This is a genomic window from Kitasatospora sp. NPDC002040 (assembly GCF_040296785.1).
GTDB lineage: Bacteria > Actinomycetota > Actinomycetes > Streptomycetales > Streptomycetaceae > Kitasatospora.
In genome coordinates this window covers 10,280-34,465 of record NZ_JBEOXV010000019.1, presented here as the reverse complement: position 1 = coordinate 34,465, position 24,186 = coordinate 10,280, and the positions used below count along the sequence as shown (strand labels likewise).

At 72.0% G+C, this 24,186-nt stretch carries 8 protein-coding genes; all 8 read left to right on the top strand.

Features of this window, described 5'->3' with window-relative positions:
* Positions 1 to 65: 65 nt before the first annotated feature.
* The 8 genes from lgt (at position 66) to ABT118_RS28400 (ending at position 24,161) form a co-directional block, all read left to right on the top strand.
* Positions 66 to 1,013, top strand: coding sequence for a prolipoprotein diacylglyceryl transferase (gene lgt, locus ABT118_RS28435; RefSeq protein WP_350675019.1), 948 nt, complete (start codon positions 66 to 68; stop codon positions 1,011 to 1,013).
* Positions 1,014 to 1,225: 212 nt separating this feature from the next.
* Entirely contained in the window at positions 1,226 to 1,927 is a 702-nt protein-coding gene (locus tag ABT118_RS28430) for a VIT1/CCC1 transporter family protein (RefSeq protein WP_350675136.1), read from the top strand.
* 416 nt (positions 1,928 to 2,343) lie between these two features.
* Positions 2,344 to 6,927 carry a glutamate synthase large subunit gene (gltB, locus tag ABT118_RS28425; RefSeq protein ID WP_502884710.1) on the top strand — a complete coding sequence of 1,528 codons (4,584 nt, stop codon included), beginning with the start codon at positions 2,344 to 2,346 and terminating at the stop codon, positions 6,925 to 6,927.
* Entirely contained in the window at positions 6,920 to 8,380 is a 1,461-nt protein-coding gene (locus ABT118_RS28420) for a glutamate synthase subunit beta (RefSeq protein WP_350675018.1), read from the top strand. Before gltB ends, ABT118_RS28420 begins: the two co-directional genes overlap by 8 nt.
* Before the next feature lie 583 nt (positions 8,381 to 8,963).
* Positions 8,964 to 9,218 carry an acyl carrier protein gene (locus ABT118_RS28415; RefSeq protein ID WP_350675016.1) on the top strand — a complete coding sequence of 85 codons (255 nt, stop codon included), beginning with the start codon at positions 8,964 to 8,966 and terminating at the stop codon, positions 9,216 to 9,218.
* Positions 9,219 to 9,273: 55 nt separating this feature from the next.
* Positions 9,274 to 10,053 carry an alpha/beta fold hydrolase gene (locus ABT118_RS28410; RefSeq protein WP_350675015.1) on the top strand — a complete coding sequence of 260 codons (780 nt, stop codon included), beginning with the start codon at positions 9,274 to 9,276 and terminating at the stop codon, positions 10,051 to 10,053.
* Positions 10,054 to 10,142: 89 nt separating this feature from the next.
* Positions 10,143 to 16,895 carry an SDR family NAD(P)-dependent oxidoreductase gene (locus tag ABT118_RS28405; RefSeq protein ID WP_350675014.1) on the top strand — a complete coding sequence of 2,251 codons (6,753 nt, stop codon included), beginning with the start codon at positions 10,143 to 10,145 and terminating at the stop codon, positions 16,893 to 16,895.
* Positions 16,896 to 16,979: 84 nt separating this feature from the next.
* Complete coding sequence (locus tag ABT118_RS28400; protein ID WP_350675012.1) at positions 16,980 to 24,161, top strand: beta-ketoacyl synthase N-terminal-like domain-containing protein; 7,182 nt, start codon at positions 16,980 to 16,982, stop codon at positions 24,159 to 24,161.
* Positions 24,162 to 24,186: the final 25 nt, after the last annotated feature.

Sequence of the window (24,186 nt, the reverse complement as noted above, 5' to 3'; positions counted from 1 at the left end):
TTCGAAAGCTGTGACCCCGCGCGGTGCCGGAGTGCCGGGCGGGGTCCGGTAGCGTCGACCCTGCCATGGATCTCGCATACATTCCGAGCCCGTCGCGGGGGGTCCTCTATCTGGGGCCCGTCCCGCTTCGCGCCTACGCCTTCTGCATCATCATCGGTGTCGTCGTAGCCGTCTGGCTCGGCAGCAAGCGTTGGGTCGCCCGAGGTGGCGCCAAGCACACGGTGGGCGACATCGCCGTCTGGGCGGTGCCGTTCGGCCTGGTCGGCGGCCGCCTCTACCACGTGATCACCGATCACCAGCTGTACTTCGGTGCGGGCAGGCACCCGATCGACGCCCTCAAGATCTGGGAGGGCGGCCTCGGCATCTGGGGCGCGATCGCGCTCGGTGCGGTCGGCGCCTGGATCGGCGCCCGCCGCCGGGGCGTCCCGCTCCCCGCCTACGCCGACGCGATCGCCCCCGGCATCGCGCTGGCCCAGGCCTGCGGCCGCTGGGGCAACTGGTTCAACCAGGAGCTGTACGGCCGGGCCACCGACCTCCCCTGGGGCCTGGAGATCCACAAGACCGAGTCGGACGGCACGGTGGTGGACGGGGTCTTCCACCCGACCTTCCTGTACGAGTCGCTCTGGTGCGTCGGTGTCGCGCTGCTGGTGATCTGGGCCGACAAGCGGTTCACCCTCGGCCACGGCCGGGCGTTCGCGCTCTACGTCGCGGCGTACAGCGTGGGCCGGTTCTGGATCGAGGACCTGCGGATCGACGAGGCGCACCACGTGCTCGGGCTGCGCCTGAACGAGTGGACCGCGGTCCTCACCTTCCTGCTCGCGGTGGCCTACCTGGTGATCGTCGGGAAGAAGCGGCCCGGCCGGGAGGACCCGGACTCGATCGACCCGGCCGCCCATGTCGGCGAACTGACGCCGTCCGAGCCGGAGTCCGTCAGCGCGGGGACCGAGTCGTCCTCCGAGCCGTCGCCCGCGCCGTCCGACACCGCCGACAAGGAGCCGGGACAACCGTCCTGAGCTGCCCACTCCCAACTCCTCGGCCGCTTCGCACCCTCCGGTGCGGGGCGGCCGAAGTGCTGTTCGGACAGCCTTACTTTGCTGGAAACGCCCGGATCATCGGACTACCTTTCGAAGCGTCAGGAGTTTCCGCAGCACCGCGAGCGCACACCGAACAGGGGGCCGGCACCGTGACCGTGACCATCGCCGAGCCGATCGCCGAGGAGAACCCGATGCCTCGTATTCCGGCGGAGGGGCACCACCGTGACGTCAACGGCGGCTGGCTCCGGCCGGCGGTCTTCGGTGCGATGGACGGGCTGGTCTCCAACTTCGCGCTGATGACCGGCGTGGTCGGCGGTGCGGCCTCCACCAGTACGGTGATCATCACCGGCCTGGCCGGGCTGGCCGCCGGGGCCTGCTCGATGGCGGCCGGCGAGTACACTTCGGTGGCCTCCCAGCGGGAGCTGGTCGAGGCCGAGATCGAGGCCGAGCGGCTGGAGCTCCGCCGCAACCCGCAGGGCGAGCTGGCCGAGCTGGCCCAGCTGTACATATCCCGGGGGGTCGAGCCGGAGCTGGCGCACGAGGTGGCCAGGCAGCTCTCCACCGACCCGGACCAGACCCTGGAGATCCACACCAGGGAGGAGCTCGGCATCGACCCGCACGACCTGCCGTCGCCGATGGTCGCCGCGGTCTCCTCGTTCGGGTGCTTCGCCCTCGGCGCGCTGCTCCCGCTGCTGCCGTACCTGCTGGGGGCCGCCTCGCTGCTGCCCGCGCTGGTGCTCTCGCTGGCCGGGCTGTTCCTCTGCGGTGCGGTGGTGGCCCGGGTGACCGCACGGACCTGGTGGTACAGCGGGCTGCGGCAGTTGGTGCTGGGGTCGGCCGCGGCCGGAGTGACCTACCTGCTCGGAGCCCTGATCGGCGGCCAGGTCGGCTGACCGGGGGCGCATGGATATGACCTTGCCCACATGGATCACGGACCGGACCTGTACTGATCCCGTCGAACACCCGGCCCGGCCGCAGAATCTCATGTCGGGCTCGATGATCGGAGAAGGATTCGCAGGGCGGTCCTTCTCGCGATGTGGACAGGGCATTACGTCCCTGTTTCGCTCCCTCCGACAGGGGGCACACTGGTGGGAGCGTGCGGACGAGCGTTCGCCTCCCGCCAGCTCTGTTACTTGCCGGTAATAGCCCCTGACCTGGGCGCCTTGTCCGCCATTCGGACGCGATATTCCACTTCTCGGGATGTCCGGCATCATGTAACCTGCACGAAATCGCAGAGGGCCAACGTCGTCCCTATTGCACAAGCACCTTGCCAGAGACGACGACGGGAGAGCCGATGCTGTCTGCATCCATGCACTCCGCCAACGAGCCCGAGCAGGCCGCAGCCCGGCCCTACGCGCTCGTTCCGGATGCGCGACCCACTGCTCAGGGCCTGTACGACCCGCGTAACGAGCACGACGCCTGCGGCGTCGGTTTCGTCGCCACGCTGACCGGCATCGCCGACCACACCATCGTTGACCAGGCCCTCACGGTGCTGCGCAACCTGGAGCACCGGGGCGCCACCGGCGCCGAGCCGGACTCCGGCGACGGCGCGGGCATCCTGACCCAGGTCCCGGACGCCTTCCTGCGCACGAAGGTCTCCTTCGAGCTCCCGGCGGCCGGCTCCTACGCCGTCGGCATCGCCTTCCTGCCGGACGAGGACGCGGCCGACGCCGCGGCCGTCGCGCAGATCGAGGCGATCGCCGCCGAGGAGAACCTCACCGTCCTGGGCTGGCGCGACGTGCCGGTCACCCCGGACCTGCTCGGTGCCACCGCCCGCTCGGTCATGCCGCGCTTCCGCCAGGTCTTCGTGACCGGCGGCGAGCTGGCCGGCATCGCACTGGACCGGGCCGCCTTCGTCCTGCGCAAGCGTGCCGAGCGGGAGGCCGGGGTGTACTTCCCCTCGCTCTCCGCCCGCACCATCGTCTACAAGGGCATGCTGACCACCGGTCAGCTGGAGCCCTTCTTCCCCGACCTCTCGGACCGGCTGTACGCCTCCGCGATCGGTCTGGTGCACTCCCGCTTCTCCACCAACACCTTCCCGAGCTGGCCGCTCGCCCACCCGTACCGCTTCGTCGCGCACAACGGCGAGATCAACACGGTCAAGGGCAATCGGAACTGGATGACGGCGCGCGAGTCCCAGCTCGCCACCGACCTGATCCCGGGCGACCTGAGCCGGATCTTCCCGATCTGTACCCCGGACCACTCCGACTCGGCCTCGTTCGACGAGGTGCTGGAGCTGCTCCACCTGGGTGGCCGCTCGCTGCCGCACTCGGTGCTGATGATGATCCCGGAGGCGTGGGAGAACCACGCCACCATGGACCCGGCCCGCCGCGCGTTCTACCAGTACCACTCCAACCTGATGGAGCCGTGGGACGGCCCGGCCTGCGTGACCTTCACCGACGGCACCCAGATCGGTGCGGTGCTCGACCGCAACGGCCTGCGCCCGGCCCGGTACTGGGTCACCGAGGACGGTCTGGTGGTGCTCTCCTCCGAGGTCGGCGTGCTCGACATCGACCAGGAGAAGGTGGTCAAGAAGGGCCGCCTGCAGCCCGGCAAGATGTTCCTGATCGACACCGCCGAGGGGCGCATCGTCGAGGACGAGGAGCTCAAGGCCCAGCTGGCCGGCGAGCACCCGTACGAGGAGTGGGTCGCCGCCGGTCAGATCGAGCTCAGCGAGCTTCCCGAGCGCGAGCACATCCACCACACCCACGCCTCGGTGACGCGCCGTCAGCAGACCTTCGGCTACACCGAGGAGGAGCTGCGGGTCATCCTGGCCCCGATGGCGAAGTCCGGTGGTGAGGCGCTCGGCTCGATGGGCACCGACAGCCCGATCGCCGCGCTCTCCGAGAAGCCCCGGCTGCTCTTCGACTACTTCATCCAGCTGTTCGCGCAGGTCACCAACCCGCCGCTGGACGCGATCCGCGAGGAGCTCGTCACCTCGCTGCTGAGCAACCTCGGTCCGGAGGGCAACCTGCTCGCCGCCGAGGCCGCGCACTGCCGCTCGGTCGGCATCACCTTCCCGGTGATCGACAACGACGAGCTGGCCAAGCTGATCCACATCAACCAGGACGGCGACCAGCAGGGCCTGAAGGCCGTCACCCTGTCGGGCCTGTACAAGGTCTCCGGCGGCGGCGAGGCGCTGGCCGCCCGGCTGGCCGCGATCGCGGCCGAGACCGACGCGGCGATCGCCGACGGCGCCCGGATCGTCGTGCTGTCGGACCGCCACTCGGACGCCGAGCACGCCCCGATCCCCTCGCTGCTGCTCACCTCCGCGGTGCACCACCACCTGATCCGCACCAAGCAGCGCACCCAGGTGTCGCTGCTGGTCGAGGCCGGTGACGTCCGCGAGGTGCACCACGTCGCGCTGCTGATCGGCTACGGCGCCGGTGCGGTCAACCCGTACCTGGCGATGGAGTCGGTCGAGGACCTGGTCGAGCAGAACACCTTCCTGACCGGGATCGAGGCCGAGAAGGCCATCAAGAACCTGATCAAGGCGCTCGGCAAGGGCGTGCTGAAGGTGATGTCCAAGATGGGCATCTCCACCGTGGCCTCGTACCGCGGTGCCCAGGTGTTCGAGTCGATCGGCCTCTCCCAGGAGCTGGTGGACAGCTACTTCGCCGGCACCACCACCAAGCTCGGCGGCATCGGCCTGGCCGAGATCGCCAAGGAGGTGGCCGCGCGCCACGCCAAGGCGTACCCGGCCTCAGGCATCTCGGCCGCGCACCGCGCGCTGGACATCGGCGGCGAGTACCAGTGGCGCCGCGAGGGCGAGCCGCACCTGTTCGACCCGGACACGGTGTTCCGCCTGCAGCACTCCACCCGGGCGCGCCGCTACGACATCTTCAAGCAGTACACCGGTCGGGTGAACGAGCAGTCCGAGCGGCTGATGACGCTGCGCGGCCTGTTCAAGTTCGACGGCAAGGGCCGGACGCCGATCTCGATCGACGAGGTCGAGTCGGTCTCCGAGATCGTCAAGCGCTTCTCCACCGGCGCCATGTCGTACGGCTCCATCTCGATGGAGGCGCACGAGACGCTGGCCATCGCGATGAACCAGCTCGGCGGCAAGTCCAACACCGGTGAGGGTGGTGAGGACCCGGAGCGCCTGTACGACCCGGCCCGCCGCTCGGCGATCAAGCAGGTCGCCTCCGGCCGGTTCGGCGTCACCTCCGAGTACCTGGTGAACGCGGACGACATCCAGATCAAGATGGCCCAGGGCGCCAAGCCCGGTGAGGGCGGTCAGCTGCCCGGTCACAAGGTCTACCCGTGGGTCGCGAAGACCCGGCACTCCACCCCGGGTGTCGGCCTGATCTCGCCGCCGCCGCACCACGACATCTACTCGATCGAGGACCTGGCCCAGCTGATCCACGACCTCAAGAACGCCAACCCGGCGGCCCGCATCCACGTGAAGCTGGTCTCCGAGGTCGGCGTCGGTACGGTCGCGGCCGGTGTGTCCAAGGCGCACGCGGACGTGGTGCTGGTCTCCGGCCACGACGGCGGTACCGGTGCCTCGCCGCTCACCTCGCTCAAGCACGCGGGCGGTCCCTGGGAGCTCGGCCTGGCCGAGACCCAGCAGACCCTGCTGCTGAACGGCCTGCGGGACCGGATCGTGGTCCAGACGGACGGTCAGCTCAAGACCGGCCGCGACGTGGTCATCGCCGCCCTGCTGGGCGCCGAGGAGTTCGGCTTCGCCACCGCGCCGCTGGTGGTCTCCGGCTGCATCATGATGCGGGTCTGCCACCTGGACACCTGCCCGGTCGGCGTCGCCACCCAGAACCCGCTGCTGCGCGAGCGCTTCTCCGGCAAGCCGGAGTTCGTGGTGAACTTCTTCGAGTTCATCGCGGAGGAGGTCCGGGAGATCCTGGCCGAGCTGGGCTTCCGCACCATCGAGGAGGCGGTCGGCCACGCCGAGCTGATCGACGCCGCCGACGCGATCACGCACTGGAAGGCGGCCGGTCTCGACCTGGCCCCGCTGTTCCACGTGCCCGAGCTGCCCGAGGGCGCCGCGCTGCACAACACCACCACGCAGGACCACGCGCTGGACAAGGCGCTCGACAACCAGCTGATCGAGCTGGCCGAGGACGCGCTGGAGCGCGGCGACGCGGTCCGGATCCAGCTCCCGATCCGCAACGTCAACCGGACGGTCGGCACCATGCTCGGCCACGAGGTGACGAAGCGTTACCGGGGCGAGGGCCTGCCCGAGGGCACCATCGACATCACCTTCAACGGCTCGGCGGGCCAGTCGTTCGGCGCGTTCGTGCCGAAGGGCGTCACGCTGCGGCTGGAGGGCGATGCCAACGACTACGTCGGCAAGGGCCTGTCCGGCGGTGTGGTGATCGTCCGCCCGGCGCGCGACGCGGCCGCCATCGGCGCCGACGCGCAGAACCACGTGATCGCGGGCAACACCATCGGCTACGGCGCCACCTCGGGCCGGATCCACCTCCGGGGCAAGGCCGGCGAGCGTTTCGCGGTCCGCAACTCCGGTGCCACCCTGGTGGTCGAGGGCGTGGGCGACCACGGCCTGGAGTACATGACCGGCGGACGGGTCGTCATCCTCGGCGAGACCGGCCGCAACCTGGCCGCGGGCATGTCCGGCGGTATCGCGTACGTGCTGGACCTGCGTCCGGCCAACGTGAACGACGGCATGGTGGCCATCGAAGCCCCGACCAACGCCGACCGGGACTGGCTGCGCGAGACCGTGCAGCAGCACTACGAGGAGACCGGCTCCACCGTGGCCGCCGAGCTCCTGGCTGACTGGGCCGGCGGGGTCTCCCGCTTCTCCAAGATCATGCCGACCGACTACAAGGCTGTGCTCGCCGCCAAGGACGCCGCTGAGCGCGCCGGGCTCTCCGAGTCCGAGATCACTCGCAAGATGATGGAGGCGGCAAATGGCTGACCCCAAGGGCTTCCTGACCACGCCCAAGCAGCTGGCGGAGCGCCGTCCGGTGGACGTCCGGCTCCGTGACTGGAACGAGGTCTACGTCGAGCGCAGCCTCCTTCCGATCATCACCAAGCAGGCCGGCCGCTGCATGGACTGCGGCATCCCGTTCTGCCACAACGGCTGCCCGCTCGGGAACCTGATCCCCGAGTGGAACGACCTCGCCTTCCGGGACGACTGGACCGGCGCGATCGAGCGGCTGCACGCGACCAACAACTTCCCGGAGTTCACCGGGCGGCTGTGCCCGGCTCCGTGCGAGTCGGCGTGCGTGCTGGGCATCAACCAGGACGCGGTGACCATCAAGAACGTCGAGGTCACCATCATCGACAAGGCGTGGGACAACGGCGGGGTCACCCCGCAGATCCCCGAGCGCCTGTCCGGCAAGACCGTGGCCGTGGTCGGCTCGGGCCCGGCCGGTCTGGCCGTCGCCCAGCAGCTCACCCGGGCGGGTCACACCGTGGTGGTGTACGAGCGCGCGGACCGCATCGGCGGCCTGCTCCGCTACGGCATCCCCGAGTTCAAGATGGAGAAGCGCCACATCAACCGCCGGATCGAGCAGATGCGTGCGGAGGGTACCCGCTTCCGGACCGGCGTCAGCGTCGGCGAGGACATCACCGGGCAGCAGCTGCGCGAGCGCTTCGACGCCGTCGTGGTCGCCGCCGGTGCCACCACCGCGCGTGATCTCCCGGTCCCCGGGCGGGAGTTCAAGGGCATCCACCAGGCGATGGAGTACCTGCCGCTGGCCAACAAGGTCCAGGAGGGCGACTTCGTCGAGCCGCCCATCTCGGCCAAGGGCAAGCACGTGGTGGTGATCGGCGGCGGTGACACCGGCGCCGACTGCCTGGGCACCGCGCTCCGCCAGGGGGCCGCCTCGGTCACCCAGCTGGAGATCATGCCGCGGCCGAGCGACGACCGTCCGACCGGCCAGCCGTGGCCGACCATGCCGATGACCTACAAGGTCACCTCCGCGCACGAGGAGGGTGGCGAGCGCGTCTACGCGGTCAACACCACCCACTTCACCGGTGACGAGGACGGCAACGTCCAGGAACTCCACCTGGTCGAGGTCGAGTTCAAGGACGGCCGGTTCCAGCCGATCGAGGGCACCGAGCGGGCCATCCCGGCCCAGCTGGTCACCCTGGCGATGGGTTTCATCGGGACCGACGTGCGAAACGGTCTGGTGGAGCAGCTCGGGGTCGAGCTGGACGCCCGCGGCAACATCAACCGGGACGGCGCCTTCGCCACCAACGTGGACGGCGTGTACGTCTGCGGTGACGCCGGCCGCGGCCAGTCGCTGATCGTCTGGGCCATCGCGGAGGGCCGTTCGGCCGCCGCCGCGGTGGACAAGTTCCTGGGCGGCAAGACCGCCCTGCCCGCCCCGATCCGCCCGACCGACCGCCCCCTGGTGGTCTGACCGGACGGGTCCGACCGACCCTCACCTGAAACCGCCGGGCGCCCGCCGTCCGGCCGCACCAACCGCTTGCCCGTCAGAGCCGCCGGGCTCATGCGGTACCTACGGCGCCTGCCCCCTCCCCGACCAAGTTGGGGGCAGGTGCCGTTCCGCGTTTTCCGGAGCTTTTCCGGGCGTTCTCCGCACCATTCCCGGCACTCTGCCGAGCCTTTCCGGCCACGGGGTGAACCTGGGCGTTCGCTGTGCGTGTGCGCCGACCTGACATCAACTGCCGTACGGTTCCAGGGTTTCGGCACGACTTGCCGGAGATGTCGCCACGGCATGTCAGTTTGCGGCCGGTCAAGTTAGTTGACGGTTGAATGTCAGGTCACTTTGGGCTCTGATGGAGGCCAGCAGTGATCGGGCCGGGCTCGAAGTCGACGGCCACCGGTGCTGCTTCCCTTCGGTGCTCCATGCCCGACACACACTCTCTCTTCGTACCGCCCACGGACCATCCCGTCAACGGGGCGGTCCGGCGTACCCGAAATGTCGATGCGGCTCCGGCCAGGCTCGGCCGGCGTCAGAGGAAGGACCAACCGTGGCTCAAGTGACGGCAGTTGAGGCCCAACAGTGGCTGGTCGAGAAGATCGCCCACCGGCTCGGGGTGGCGCCGGGGGAGGTCTCGCCCGAGGTGTTCTTCGACGAGCTGGACCTGGACTCCACCGAGGCGCTGATCCTGGCCGGCGAGATGGAGAGCTGGCTCGGTTTCGAACTCGGCACCACCACGCTCTGGTACCACCCCACCATCAAGGACCTGGCCGCCCACATCGCGGAGGAGAGCAGCCAGCGTGCCTCCGCGTAGACCGGGGCCGGTCGCGGTCCTTCCGTTACGCCCTGCCGCCGAAGGCGGCCGTACCGTGCACCTGGTGCACCCCGGGGCGCTCGCCGCCCAGGTGCACCGCACCCTTGCCGAGGCCCTCCCCGAGGGCGTCGGACTGACCGTGCTCGACCTCTCCGCCCTCCCCGAGTACTGGGAGGCCGCCCTCACCGGAGGCCGGGCCGAGACCACCGTCGAAGCCATCGCCGAACGACTGGCCGCAGAGCTGATGGGCCCTCAATTTGCTTTGGTGGGTTGGTCGTTCGGTGGCGTGGTGGCGCAGGCCATGATCGAGCTGCTGCCCGCCGAGCGCCGCCCCGAGCGGCTGGTGCTGCTGGACAGCATCGCGCCGACCGAGGAGTACCAGCAGCCCGACGAAGCCCTCGAACCACCGTTGCTGCTGAACTGGTTCGCCATGTACCTGGGTGCCAAACGCGGCCGCCCGGTACCGCTCGACCCCGGGGCCCTGGCCGGCCTCGGCGTGGACGACGGGTTGCCGCTCGTCCTGGACGCCGCCACCGCGAGCGGCGCCCTGCTCCCCGACACCCCGTTGCCGGGTCTGCGCAAGCTCTACGACACCTATGTCGACGGGCTGTTGCGCAACAACCGGCTCACCGCGCCGTACCGGCCGAAGCCGTCGAGCGTCCCGCTGGTCCTGGTGAAGGCCGAACGCAGCCTGATCCCCGAGGACCCCACGCTCGGCTGGCAGCCGCTCGCCCCGCACGGGCTCAGCCTGGCGGTGGCCCCCGGCGACCACTACACGATGCTCACCCGACCGGACGCGGCCCAGGCCATCGCCCGCCTGGTCCACCCCGCCTAGGTCCGCGCGACCGTCCGGGCAGTGCCCATACCCCTGTTGGACCCTGCTCGGACGGGACGACCCGGCCACCGAGACCAAGAGAGCCCGCCGTGAACTCTTCGCAGCCAGCGCACTCCTCGAACAACTCACCCGGTACAGAACCCGGTTCCGCCGGCAGACCCGGCGAACGCGACCTGGACCGCCGACTCGCCCGCGACCCGATCGCGATCGTCGGCCTCTCCGCCCTCTACCCCAAGTCCCGTGACCTGCGGGAGTTCTGGGGCAACGTGGTGGAGGCCCAGGACTGCATCGAAGGCGTGCCGTCCACCCACTGGGACCTGGACGAGCACTACGACCCGGACCCGAGCGCCCCGGACAAGACGTACTCCCGGCACGGCGGGTTCATCCCCACCGTGGACTTCAACCCGATGGAGTTCGGCCTGCCGCCGACCACCCTGGAGGTCACCGACGTCCTCCAGCTGCTCAGCCTGGTGGTCGCCCGCGACCTGCTCAAGCACGCCGGGGCCGAACAGCCCTGGTACGACGCCTCGCGGACCGGTGTGGTGCTCGGCATCACCGGCGCCAACCAGCTCACCCAGCCGCTCTCGGCCCGGCTGCAGACCCCGGTGCTCAAGGAGGTCGCGCGCAGCGTCGGCCTGTCCGAGCGGGACGCCGAGGAGATCGCCGAGAAGTTCAAGCTGGCGTTCGCGCCGTGGGAGGAGAACTCCTTCCCCGGCATGCTGGGCAACGTGGTGGCCGGGCGGATCGCCAACCGGCTCGACCTCGGTGGCACCAACATGACCATCGACGCCGCCTGTGCCAGCTCGCTCGCCGCCGTGAAGACCGCCGTCAGTGAACTGCTGGAGGGGCGCGCGGACACCATGCTGGCCGGCGGTTGCGACGCCGAGAACACCATCTTCATGTACCTGTGCTTCTCCAAGACCCCGGCGTTCTCCAAGGCCGGCCGGATCCGGCCGTTCGACAAGGAGGCCGACGGCACCCTGATCGGCGAGGGCATCGGCATGCTGGCGCTGCGCCGGCTGGCCGACGCCGAGCGGGACGGCAACGAGATCTACGCCGTGATCCGGGGCATGGGCTCGTCCAGCGACGGCCGGTTCAAGTCGATCTACGCGCCCCGCAAGGAGGGCCAGATCGTGGCCCTGCGCCGGGCCTACGAGGACGCCGACTGCTCGCCGGAGAGCGTCGAGCTGTTCGAGGCGCACGGCACCGGCACCGCCGTCGGCGACGCCACCGAGCTGTCCGCGCTGGCGGCCGTGGTCTCCGAGTCCACCGAGTCCAAGCAGTACGCGGCGGTCGGCAGCGTCAAGTCCCAGATCGGGCACACCAAGGCGGCGGCCGGTGCGGCCGGGCTGATCAAGCTCTCGATGGCGCTGCACCACAAGGTGCTGCCGCCGACCATCAACGTGGACGAGCCCAACCCGGCGATCGACTTCGCCAACAGCCCGTTCTACGTCAACACCGAGAGCCGCCCGTGGATCCGCGACCCCGAGCGGGAGCACCGCCGGGCGGCGATCTCCTCGTTCGGCTTCGGCGGCACCAACTTCCACTTCGTGCTGGAGGAGTACGGCGACGGGGACGACCTCAAGGTGGTCTTCCCGGTCGCCCGGGTGCACCAGTGGCACGCGCCGACCGTGCAGGAGCTCGCCACCGCGCTGACCGGCCCGGCGATGGAGGCGCAGGCCCCGGCCGGCCACCCGCGGGTGGCCCTGGTGGCCAGGAACGAGGCCGAACTGGCCGAGCTGACCGCACTGGCCGCCGCCGAGCTGGCCGCCAAGCCGACCGCCGAGCAGTGGGCCCACCCCAAGGGCGTGTACTTCCGGGCCCGTGCGGGCGAGAGCGGCAAGGTCGGCGCCCTCTTCGCCGGCCAGGGCAGCCAGTACGTCAACCCGGGGCACCGGGCCGTGCTCGCCGTCCCGCCGCTGCGGGCCGCCTTCGACGCCGCCAACCGGCGCTTCGCGGGCGCCGAGCCGCTGTCCCGGGTGGCCTTCCCGGCACCCGTCTTCGACCCGGCGGTCAAGGCCGGGCAGGAGGACGCGCTGCGTCGCACCGAGTACGCGCAGCCCGCGATCGGTGCGCTGGCGGCCGGCCAGTTCCGCTACCTGAGCGAGCTGGGCTTCGCGGCCGAGGGCCACCTCGGCCACAGCTTCGGCGAGTTGACCGCGCTCTGGGCCGCCGGTGCGCTGGACGACGACGCCTTCTTCGAGCTGGCCCGGGCCCGGGGCGCCGCGATGGCGCCGCCGGCCGAGGCCGGGTTCGACCCGGGGGCGATGGCCGCGCTGAGCGCGACGGACCAGCAGATCGCCGAACTGCTGCGTGCACACCCCGGGTTGACGGTCTGCAACCGCAACGCGGCCGACCAGATCGTGGTCGGCGGCGGCACCGAGGAGGTCGAGCGGCTGGTCGCGGCCGCAAAGGCCGCGGGCGTCCGGGCCAGCCGGCTGCCGGTCTCGGCGGCCTTCCACACCCCGTACGTGGCGCACGCGGTGGAGGCCTTCCGGGCGAGTGTCGAGCGGGTCGAGATCCGCGAGCCGCACGGCCCGGTGTACGCCAACACCCCCGGCGCGGTCTACGGCGCCGACCAGGCCGCCAACCGCCGGGTGCTGGCCGAGCAGCTGGTCAACCCGGTGCACTTCGCCGACCGGGTGGAGGAGATGTACGCGGGCGGCTTCCGGACCTTCGTGGAATTCGGGCCCAAGGGGGTGCTGACCCAGCTGGTCCGCCGCATCCTCAGCGACCGGCCGCACGTCGCGGTCCAGCTCGACGCCGGGCCCGGCGCGGACGCCGACATTGCGCTCAAGCGCGCGGTGGCCCAACTCGTGGTGCTCGGGCTGCCGCTGTCGGTGGCCGACCCCTACGTCTCGGTGCCGGAGCCGGTCGCGCCGGTGAAGGGCATGACCGTCCCGCTGAACGGCATCAACCACGTCCCCGAGCACCGGCGGGCCGCGTACCGGGAGGCGATCGACCACGGCTACCGGGTCACCCTGCCGACCGTCGAGGTCCAGGTCCAGGTGCCGGTCACGGTGGAAGTACCCGTCGAAGTACCCGCACCCGTACCCGTACCGGCCTCCGCGGCCGCCGTCGTCCAGGAGACCGAACCCGTGGACCACGATCGTCAGCCCGACCGGCTGTCCGAGCTGATCACCGATCACCTCGCCCTGCACGACGACTACCTGAACGGACAGCTGCAGAGCGCCGAGCGGCTGGCCGGACTGCTGGAGAACGCCGCCGACCAGGGGCGTCTGCCCGAGGTGCTGGGCGGTGTCACGGCGGTCAAGGAGCACGGCCTGGCGATCGGCCGGACCCACCTGCGGGCCAACGAGATCCTCCGGGACCTGGCCGCGCTGGAGCTCGGCGGCACGGCTCCGGCGCCGGTCACCCCGGCCCCGGCAGTGGCTGTCGTTGCGCCGGTAGTCGCCGCCCCCGTGGCCGTCGTGGCCCCGGCGCCGGTTCCCGTGATAGCCCCGGCTCCGGTGGTGGCGGCACTGCCGCCCGCTCCGGTCGCACCGGCCCCCGTTGCACTGGCTCCCGTCGCCGCCCCGGTGGTGGCCCCTGCTCCGGCTGCGCCGGTTGGCCCGTCGGCGGGTGATGTGGCGGCTGCGCTGCTGGCGGTGGTGTCGGCGAAGACCGGTTACCCGGCGGAGATGCTCGAGTTGGGCATGGATGTCGAGGCGGATCTGGGGATCGACTCGATCAAGCGGGTCGAGATTCTGGGTGTGCTGTCGGAGCAGTTCCCGAGTGATGTGCACGTGGGTCCGGAGCAGCTCGGTGAGCTGCGGACGCTGGGTCAGATCGTGGACTTCATGTCCGCTGCGGCGCCTGCTGCTGCCCCGGCGCCGGCTGGTCCGTCGGCGGGTGACGTGGCGGCTGCGCTGCTGGCGGTGGTTGCTGCCAAGACTGGCTACCCGGCGGAGATGCTCGACCTGGGTATGGATGTCGAGGCGGACTTGGGGATCGACTCGATCAAGCGGGTCGAGATTCTGGGTGTGCTGTCGGAGCAGTTCCCGAGTGACGTGCACGTAGGCCCGGAGCAGCTCGGTGAGCTGCGCACCCTCGGCCAGATCGTGGACTTCATGTCCGCTGCGGCGCCTGCTGCTGCCCCGGCGCCGGCTGGTCCGTCGGCGGGTGACGTGGCGGCTGCGCTGCTGGCGGTGGTTGCTGCCAAGACCGGCTACCCGGCGGAGATGCTCGACCTGGGCATGGATGTCGAGGCGGACTTGGGGATCGACTCGATCAAGCGGGTCGAGATTCTGGGTGTGCTGTCGGAGCAGTTCCCGAGTGACGTGCACGTGGGCCCGGAGCAGCTCGGTGAGCTCCGTACGCTGGGTCAGATCGTCGACTTCATGTCCGGTACCACTGCACCTGCGTCGCAGTCGGCACCGGAGCCGGTGGCCGAGGCCGTTGCTCCGGCACCCGCCGCCCCGGTCGCCGCTGCCCCGGTGGCCCCCGGCCGGCTCGGCCGGGCGCAGGCGACGCTGGTCGAACTCCCGCTCCCCGACCGCCTGGTGGCGGCGTACCCGGCCGGTGCCGGTGCGCTGCTGGTGGACGACGGCGGCGAGCTGACCCCGCTGGTGGCCGAGCGGCTGACCGCGACCGGCTGGCAGGTCCAGGTGCTCCGGCTGCCCGGGGTGACCCGGCAGCTCGCGGGCGTCGCCGACTTCGGCCTCTCCGGCTGGGGCGTCACCGAACTGGCCGAGAAGGTGGAGCAGTTGGCTCCGGTCAGCCTGGCGCTGACCTTCTCGACCCGGCAGGACAGCGACTGGGCGGACGGCGTCCGCCGGCTGTCGCACGCGCTGCTCACCGCCAAGCACCTGGTCGAGCCGCTGACTCGCTCCGCCGGGACCGGCCGGGCGGCCTTCGCGACCGTCACCCGGCTGGACGGCGGCTTCGGCCTGCACGGTGTCGACGAGGCGCTCGCGCCCTCCGGCGGCTTCGGCGGCCTGGTGAAGACCCTCGCGGTCGAGGCACCCGAACTGTTCTGCCGCGCGGTCGACCTGGCGCCGGGCCTGTCCGCCGCCACCGCCGCCGCGCTGGTCCTGGACGAGCTCTGGGACGCCGCCACCGAGCCGGTCCAGGTCGGCCACGACGGCACCCGTCGGGTCGCCCTCAGCCTGACCGAGCAGAGCGGCCCGGCCGCCCCGGCCGCCGAGGTCGCCGCGCTCACCACCGAGGACCTGATCGTGGTCACCGGCGGGGCCCGCGGCATCACCGCCCGCTGCGTGGTCGACCTGGCCACCGCACACCGTCCCGGCTTCCTGCTGCTGGGCCGCACCGCGCTCGGCGACGAGCCGGCCTGGGCCCACGGAGTCAGCGGCACGGCCGAGTTGAAGGCCGCCGCGGTCGAGCAGCTGAAGACGGCGGGGGAGAAGCCGACCCCGAAGCGGGTCGAGCAGCTGTTCCAGTCCGTGATCGGCGAGCGGGAGATCCGGCGCACGCTGGCCGAGGTCGCCGCAGCCGGCAGCCGGGTCGAGTACGTCGCGGTGGACATCACCGACGCCGCTGCGACCGCTGCCGCGCTGGCCCCGTACGCCGGGCAGGTCACCGGTGTGGTGCACGGCGCCGGGGTACTGGCGGACCAGCTGATCAGCGCCAAGAAGGCGTCCGAGATCGAGCGGGTGTTCGCGCCGAAGCTGGCCGGGCTGCGCTCGGTGCTGGACGCGCTGCCCGCCGACGGGCTGCGGCACGTGCTGCTGTTCACCTCGGTGGCCGGGTTCTTCGGCAACCGGGGCCAGTCCGACTACGCGATGGCCAACGAGGTGCTGAACGCCTGGGCGGCCGGCTGGAAGCGCAAGCACCCGCAGGCCCGGGTCACCGCCCTCAACTGGGGTGCCTGGGACAGCGGGATGGTCTCGCCGCAGATCAAGGCGGTGTTCCAGGAGCGCGGCATCACGCTGATCCCCGAGTCCACCGGAACCGCCCTGTTCACCGGTCAGTTCGCGCCGGAGCGCGGCAACGACGTGGTGACGGTGCTCGGCCCGACGACCCCGCTCTCGGTCCGGGAGAGCGCCGTCCCGGCCGCGACCGTGCTGGAGCGGCGGCTGGACGTGCTGGCCGCCGACCCGATCGTGGCCGACCACGTGATCGGCGGGGTGCCGGTGCTGCCGGCCGCGCTCGCCCTCGGCTGGGCGGTCGGCGCGGTCGAGCGCCTCAGCGGGGGGACGGTCCGTCAGGTCCGCGACTTCGCGGTCCACAAGGGCCTGCTGTTCGACGGCAGTGAGCAGGGCAGCTTCCAGCTCACCACCGCCCCGGCCGGCGACGGCGCCACCACCGAGGTGACGATCCGTTCGGTCGCCGCCGACGGCACCGTCCGCCCGCACTACGCGGCCGGGGTGGTGCTCGGCGCCGACCCGGCGACCGAGACCAACCGTCCGAGCGTGGCCGGACTCCCGGCGCTCGGCCAGGGCCGGGACGCGGGCGGCTTCTACACCGACGGGACGCTGTTCCACGGCGAGTCGCTGCGCGGTCTGCGCCGGGTGCTCGTGGAGCAGGAGTCGCGGCTGGTGCTGGAGGCCTCGCTGCCCGAACACCGCCCCGGCAACGGCGCGTTCGGCGGCAGCCTGTACGGCCCCGGCACGGCGGACCTGCTGCTGCAGGCCGGTCTGGTCTGGATGAAGCTGTACCGCTCCACCGCCAGCCTGCCGCTGTCGGTGGCCCGCGCCGAGCTGCACCAGGCGCTGCCGGACGGCGAGCCGTTCCTGATCGTGGTGGAGCCGGTCTCCAGCAACGGCAGCACGGCCAGCCTCACCGTCACCGCCTGCGCCCCCGGGGGCAGGGTGCTGGCCCGCCTGAGCGGGGTGAGCCTGGTCTCCACGCCGCAGCTGGCCGCCAAGTTCGTCTCCAACTAGGCGTACTCGCCACCGGCCCGGTCCGGCCGGCCACCTCACGGTGGCCGGCCGGACCCGGCCGACAAGCTCCGGAAGGACCACAACGTGAGCAAGTACGCCATCGTCGGCCTGTCCTGCCTCTTCCCCGGGGCCGGGACGCCCGAGGAGTTCTGGCAGAACCTGAGCGGCGGCGTCGACAGCCGGCGGGAGGGCGGGACCGAGGTCTTCGGCCCGGCCGCCGATCCGCGCGACGAGGACGCGGCGCACCGGATCTACTGCAGCAAGGGCGGTTTCGTCACCGGTTTCGACTTCGACCCCAGCGGCTACCTGCTGGACGCCGACCGGCTGGCCCGGCTGGACCGGGTCTTCCACTGGTCGCTGCACGTGGCCAGGGAGGCGCTGCGGGACAGCGGCTACGCCGACCGCGCCGAGGTGCTGGCCAGGACCGGCCTGATCCTCGGGAACTACTCCTTCCCCACCCCCGGTTCGGCCCGGCTCAGCCTGCCGCTGGTGGACCAGGCGGTGCTGGACGGCCTGCGCCGGGCCGGCCTGGACGGCCTGGCCGCCCCCGCGATGCCGGCCGCCGAGCCGGAGGACGCCCGGGTCAGCGGCGCCCCGGCCCGGGTGGCCGGTGCCGCGCTCGGCCTCGGCGGTCCGCGCTTCGCGCTGGACGCCGCCTGCTCCTCCGCGCTCTACGCGCTCAAGCTGGCCTGTGACCAACTCGCCTCCGGCCAGGCCGACCTGGTGCTGGCGGGCGGGGTCTGTGCACCGGACCCGACCCTGATCCACCTCTCCTTCTCCGACCTGCACGCCTACCCCGAGAACGGCTTCAGCCAGCCCTTCGACGCCGCGTCGGCCGGCATCCTGACCGGTCAGGGCGCGGGCATGGTCGCGGTCAAGCGGCTCGCCGACGCCCAGCGCGACGGCGACCGGATCCACGCCGTGATCGACGGCATCGGCCTCTCCAACGACGGCGCCGGACGGCACCTGCTGGTGCCCAACGCCGCCGGTCAGCACCGCAGTTACCAGCTCGCCTACGCCGAGGCCGGGGTCGCCCCGGGCGAGGTCGATTACCTGGAGTGCCACGCCACCGGCACCCCGATCGGCGACACCACCGAGGCGGACTCGGTGGCCCGCTGGTTCGGTGAGCAGGGCCGGGTGCCACTGCTCGGCTCGGTCAAGGGCAACATCGGCCACCTGCTGACGGTGGCCGGACTGAGCAGCCTGCTGAAGGTCATCCTGGCCATGCAGCACGGCGAACTCCCGCCCACCATCGGTGTCTCCCAGCCGGTGAACGACGCCATCGGCGGCTCGCTGGTGCGCGAGCGCACCGCCTGGCCGGAGCACGCCGGGCCGCGCCGGGCGGCGGTCTCCGCGTTCGGCTTCGGCGGCACCAACGCGCATGTGGTGCTGTCGGGTTCGGCGGACCAGACGGCCGCGACCGCCCCGGTCGAGGCTCCGGTGCTGGACATCGTCGGCCTGGGCGCGCACTTCGGCTCGCTGGAGTCGGTGGACGCGTTCGAGCAGGCCCTGCACAACGGCGGCGACGCCTTCCGTCCGCTGCCCGAACTCCGCTGGCGCGGACTGGAGTCCAGCACTGAAGGCGCCCTGGCCGAGGCCGGGCTCGGCCAGGCGGGGCTGCCGGAGGGCGGCTTCGTCGACCAGGTCGCGATCGACCCGGCCGACTACCGCATCCCGCCCGCCGACCTGCGCAACTACAACCTCCAGCACGCGCTGATGGCCAAGGTCGCCGACGAGGCGCTGACCGACGCCGGGTTCAGCCGCACCGCCCCCGCCGGGCAGTCCGTACCGGACCCGCGCCGGGTCGCGGTGCTGGTCTCGATGGAGATCGAGCCGAGCGCCCATCTGCACCTGGCCCGGCACGGCCTGGCCGGGCGCCTGCGTGAGGCGTACCGGGCGGCCGGCCTCGACCTGACGGAGGACCAGGTCGAGCAGCTGGCGCAGGCGGCCAGGGACGGCGTGCACCAGCCGATCGTGGCCAACGAGGTGCTCAGCTACATCGGCAACATCATGGCCAGCCGGATCTCCTCGCTGTGGAACCTGACCGGCCCCTCCTTCACCGTCTCCTCCGATGGCGCGGGCACCGCCGAGGCACTCGACATCGCCCGGCTGCTGCTGCTCGACCCGGAGATCGAGGCCGTGCTGGTCGGCGCGGTGGACCTGGCCGGTTCGCCGGACGGTCTGCTGCTGCGGGGCACCGCCCCGGTGGCCGGCGCCGGGCTCAGCTTCGGTGCGGGCAGCCAGGGCTGGCGGATCGGCGAGGGCGCGGGAGCGGTGGTGGTCACCCGTCCCGGTGGCGACCGGCCGGTGTACGCGCGACTGGACGCCTCGGTGGTCCGGCACGCCGTACCCGTCGACGGCATCCTGCCGGAGGCGGACCCGGAGCTGCTGGCCGCAACCGCCCGGCAGGCGCTGGAGCTGGCCGGGATCACCCCCGACCAGGTCGGCTACCTGGAGGCGCACGCGGGCGGCACCGCGGTCCTGGACGCGGCCGAACTGACCGCGCTGGCCGCGGTCTACCCCGCCGGGCGGGCCGAGCTCGCGCTCGGCAGCGCCAAGGCGCAGCTCGGCGACACCCAGGGCGCCGCCACCATGGCGGGCCTGCTGCGCGCGGTGCTCGCCCTGCACCACGGCTACCTGCCCGGCGTCCCCGGCTGGCAGCGGCCGGCCGAGGAGCACGCCGAGCGCTTCGCGGCGGGCGGCTTCTACGTGCCGGAGACCTCGCGGCCGTGGCTGCGGGCCGATCGCACGGCCCGCCGGCACGCGGCGGTCAGCTTCCTCGGCGCCGGCGGGGCGCACGGGCACCTGGTGCTCTCCGCCGCCCGGACCCGGGGCGCGGTCACCGAGCGGGACTGGCGGCGGGCCGGCGGCCCGGTGCTGCTCGCGCTGGGCGCCGCCGACCACCGGGGCCTGCTGGCCGAGGTCGACCGGCAGCTCGGCCTGCTCGCGGACGGGGCTGACCCGTACGCCCTCGCGGTCGCCGCAGCCGGGCAGTTGACGGCGGCGCAGACCGCCAGGGCGGTGCTGGTGGCCAACGACGCGACCGGCCTGCGCGGCCAGCTGGAGGCCGCCGCCCGCGACCTGCCGGGTGTGCTGGAGCGCGGCGAGGAGTGGGCCACCCCGGCCGGCAGCTACGCCACGGCGCAGCCGATCGGCCCGGACGGGAAGGTCGCGCTGGTCTACCCGGGCGCCTTCAACTCCTACCCTGGCCTGGGCCGGGACCTGTTCCGGGCCTTCCCCGGACTGCTCACCCGGTTCGAGGCCGAGGCGGAGCAGCCGGACCGGGCGTTCCGCTCGGCCCTGCTCCACCCGCGCGGCCAGAGCGCTTTCGGCAAGCGGGAGTTGATGGCCCTGGAGGAGCGGCTGGGCGGCGACCTGCCGTTCATGCTCGCCACCGGGACCAGCTTCGCGATCCTCTACACCGACCTGGTCCGCGAGCTGCTGGGGGTGCGGGCGCACGGTGCCTTCGGCTACAGCCTGGGGGAGAGCAGCATGCTGTTCGCCACCGGCGGCTGGCAGCGCGAGGCCCGCCGGGACGACCGGATCAGTGCCACCCCGCTGTTCAAGGACCGGCTGGCCGGGGCCCGGCGGACCGTCCGGGAACTCTGGCAACTGCCGGAGGAGACACCGGATTCGGCGGTCTGGGCGAGCTTCGTCCTGCTCGCCGACGCCGACGCGGTGCGGGAGGCGCTGAGCCGGTACGACCGGCTTTTCCTGACCCATGTGAACACCCCGACCGAGGTGGTGATCGCCGGGGCGCCGGACCAGTGCCGGGCCCTGATCGCCGAGTTGGGCTGCCCGTCGGCCCGCTCGCCGGTCAACTCGGTGATGCACTGCGAGGTGGTGGACGGCGAACTCGCCGGACTGGCCGAGCTGAACGACCACCCGGTCGGCTCGCCCGGTGACCTGGAGCTGTTCAGCGCGTACGACTACGGCACGGTGGCCGGGCTGTCCCGGGAGACCGTGGCGGAGCGGATCGCGCACACCCTGCGCAGCACCATCGACTTCCCCCGGCTCACCAGGACCGCCTACGACCAGGGCTTCCGGTACTTCATCGAGGTCGGCCCCAGCTCCACCTGCACCCGCTGGGTGCGCGAGTCGCTCGGCCAGGACGCCCACGTGGCGGTCTCGGTCGACCGGCGCGGCGTACCGGCCGCCAAGTCGGTGGCCCAGCTGGCCGCCCGGCTGCTGGCGCACGGCGTGCCGCTGGACCTGACCGCGCTGCTCGGTGCGCTGCCCGCCCCGGCCCGCAAGCGGCTGCGCTTCCCGGTCGGCGGCGGGCCGGCCATCCCGGCCGCCGTCGCGGCTGCCGCGGCCCCGGTGCTGAGCCGGGCCAAGGTGCCCGCCATGGCCGGTGGCGCACCCGTCCCGGCTCCGCTGCCCGCCGCCGCGCTGCCCGCGGTCCCGGTCCCGGCCGCCCCGGTGCGGGTGCCGTCCGGCCCCGCCCCGTCTTCCCCGTCCGGACCAGTCGGTCCCGTCCCGCTGGAGGGCCACGCCCCGATGCCTGTCGACCCGTCAGTCGCCGATCCCGAGGTCATCGCCTTCGACGGCGAGCCGATCTCCTTCCTGCCCTGGGCCGAGCCGGAGCCCGCGGCCGCGCTCCGTCCCGCGGTCGTCACCCCGGAGCGTCCGGCCCCGTCGGGCGGCTCCGCCGCCACCGAGCTGGTCCGCGAGCTGCGCGAGCAACTGCTGGCCACCCACTCGGTGGTGATGGAGACCCAGCGGGTGCTGCAGGAGTCCACCCTGTCCCGGACCGAGGCGCTGCTCGCCGAGGCGGCCGCCCCGGCCGACCCCGGCCTGCCGCAGCTCCCGGCGCCCGAGCCGATCAGCTTCTCGGTCCAGGCGGCCGTCCCCGAGCTGCCCGCGGCGCCCCGCCCCGACGGGGTGATCTGGGACCAGGCCGATCTGCTGGAGTTCGCCACCGGCAGCCTGGCCAAGGTCTTCGGCGCCGAGTTCGCCGAGATCGACGGCTACGGCAAGCGGGTCCGCCTGCCCGCCCCGCCGTACCACTTCGTCACCCGGGTCACCGACCTGAAGGCGGAGACCGGCGTCTACCAGCCGTCCTTCATCCGGACCGAGTACGACGTGCCCGAGGACGCCTGGTACACCGTCGACGGCGGGGTGCCGCCGGCCGTGGCGATCGAGGCCGGCCAGTGCGACCTGCTGCTGATCAGCTACCTGGGCATCGACTTCCGGAACAAGGGCCAGCGGGTCTACCGCCTGCTGGACTCCACCCTGGTCTTCCACGGCGACCTGCCGAAGGCCGGGCAGACCCTGCGGTACGACATCTCGATCAACCGCTTCGTCACCCAGGGCGAGACCACGCTGTTCTTCTTCTCCTACCTCTGCTACGCCGACGGCGAGCTGATCCTCGAACTCAAGGACGCCTCGGCCGGCTTCTTCAGCCAGGCCGAGCTGGACACCCCGCTCGGCGTGGTGACCACCGAGAAGCAGAAGGCGGCCCGGGCGGCGCTCACCAAGGGCTGGTTCAAGCCGCTCGCCGACACTGACCGCAACCACCTGACCGCCGCCGACCTGGAGCTGCTGGCCCAGGGCCGTCCCGGTGACGTCTTCGGCCCGCACCACGCCCAGGACGCCGGGCTGAACCCGGCGCTGCGGCTGCCGGTGGCGAAGCTCCGCATGATCGACGAGCTGACCATCGACCGCACCGGCGGCCCGCGCGGCCTCGGCCTGATCACCGCCCGCAAGCAACTGGAGCCCAACGCCTGGTACTTCGAGTGCCACTTCCCGGACGACCCGGTGCTGGCGGGCTCGATGGTGGCCGAGGGTGCGGTGCAGGCGCTGCAGTCGTACCTGCTCCACCAGGGCATGCACCTGGTGCTGCCGGACGCGCGCTTCCAGACCATCATCGGCCTCCAGACCGAGGTCCAGGTGCGCGGCCAGATCACGCCGCAGCACTCGGAGATCCGGTACGAGATCGAGGTGATGGAGCTGACCCTGCTCCCGCGCCCCTCGGTGATCGCCGACGTGCTGGTCTACCTCGGTGACAAGCCGGTGATCCGGATGCACAACTTCGGCATCCAGATCCGGGAGAAGGAGGGCACCCCGTACCGTCCCGGCGTGGGCGGCGTGCCGGAGTTCCTGGGCCGCCGCAACCGCGACGGCGAGCCCGCGATGATCAACGAGCTGCACCTGGCGCACGCCGCCAAGGGCGACCTGGGCACCGCGATGGGCCCCGAGTTCGACGTCTACGCCGACAGCCGGGCGCCCTACATCCCCAACGGGGACTTCCAGTTCGTCGACCGGATCATGTCGCTCAAGGGCACCCGGGGCGATCTCAACCCGGGCTCCGAGATGGTGACCGAGTACGACTCGCCGGCCGACGCCTGGTACTACACCCACAACTCGCACCCGCACATGCCCAACGCGGTGTACATGGAGAGCTCGCTGCAGGCCGCCATCCTGCTCGGCTACTACCTGGGCGCCACCCTGAAGCGGCCCGAGGAGCAGTACGCGATCCGCAACCTGGACGGGCGGGCCACCCTGGTCAAGGACCTGGACCTGCGCGGCAAGACCATCAGGCACCACTCCAAGCTGCTGATGACCAGCGCCATGTCGGGCGCGGTGCTGCAGAACTTCAGCTACGAACTCTCCGCCGACGGCGAGGTGTTCTACACCGGCGAGTCGCTGTTCGGCTACTTCAGCGACGCGGCGCTGGCCAACCAGGCCGGACTGGACTCGGGCACCTTCGTCGCGCCCTGGATCGAGCAGGAGAAGCCCGCCGCCGAGCGGGTACGGAGGATCGAACTCCCGGCGGACGCACCGGCGTTCACCGACCCCAACGGCGGCAGCCTGCGCCTGCCCGGGCAGCACTTCGCCCTGGTGGACCGGGTCGACCTGGTCGCCGACGGCGGCCGGCACGGGGCGGGCTACCTGCACGGGTACCGCGAGGTGCGGCCCGACGAGTGGTACTTCGACTGCCACTTCCACCGCGACCCGGTGATGCCGGGCTCGCTGGGGGTGGAGGCGGTGCTCCAGGCACTGCGGCTGTTCGCGCTGGAGCAGGGCCTGGCCGAGGGGATCGAGCAGCCGAGGTTCGGACTCGCCACCGAGGTCGAGACCAGCTGGAAGTACCGGGGCCAGATCCTGCGGCACGACCGTGAGTTGAGCTTCGACGTGCATGTGAAGGAGATCCGCCGTGAGCCCGGACGGGTGGTGGTGATCGCCGACGCGGACCTGTGGAAGCCGGGCCTGCGCATCTACGAACTGACCGACGTGGCCATCGAGATCCGCACCCAAGCCTGATCCCCGCACCCGCCCGAGGAGAGAC

What these genes read in the sequence shown, in the direction of transcription:
- lgt (WP_350675019.1), top strand. Translation starts at nt 66, where the DNA reads ATGGATCTCGCATACATTCCGAGCCCGTCGCGGGGGGTCCTCTATCTG.
- ABT118_RS28430 (WP_350675136.1), top strand. Translation starts at nt 1,226, where the DNA reads ATGCCTCGTATTCCGGCGGAGGGGCACCACCGTGACGTCAACGGCGGC.
- gltB (WP_502884710.1), top strand. Translation starts at nt 2,344, where the DNA reads ATGCACTCCGCCAACGAGCCCGAGCAGGCCGCAGCCCGGCCCTACGCG.
- ABT118_RS28420 (WP_350675018.1), top strand. Translation starts at nt 6,920, where the DNA reads ATGGCTGACCCCAAGGGCTTCCTGACCACGCCCAAGCAGCTGGCGGAG.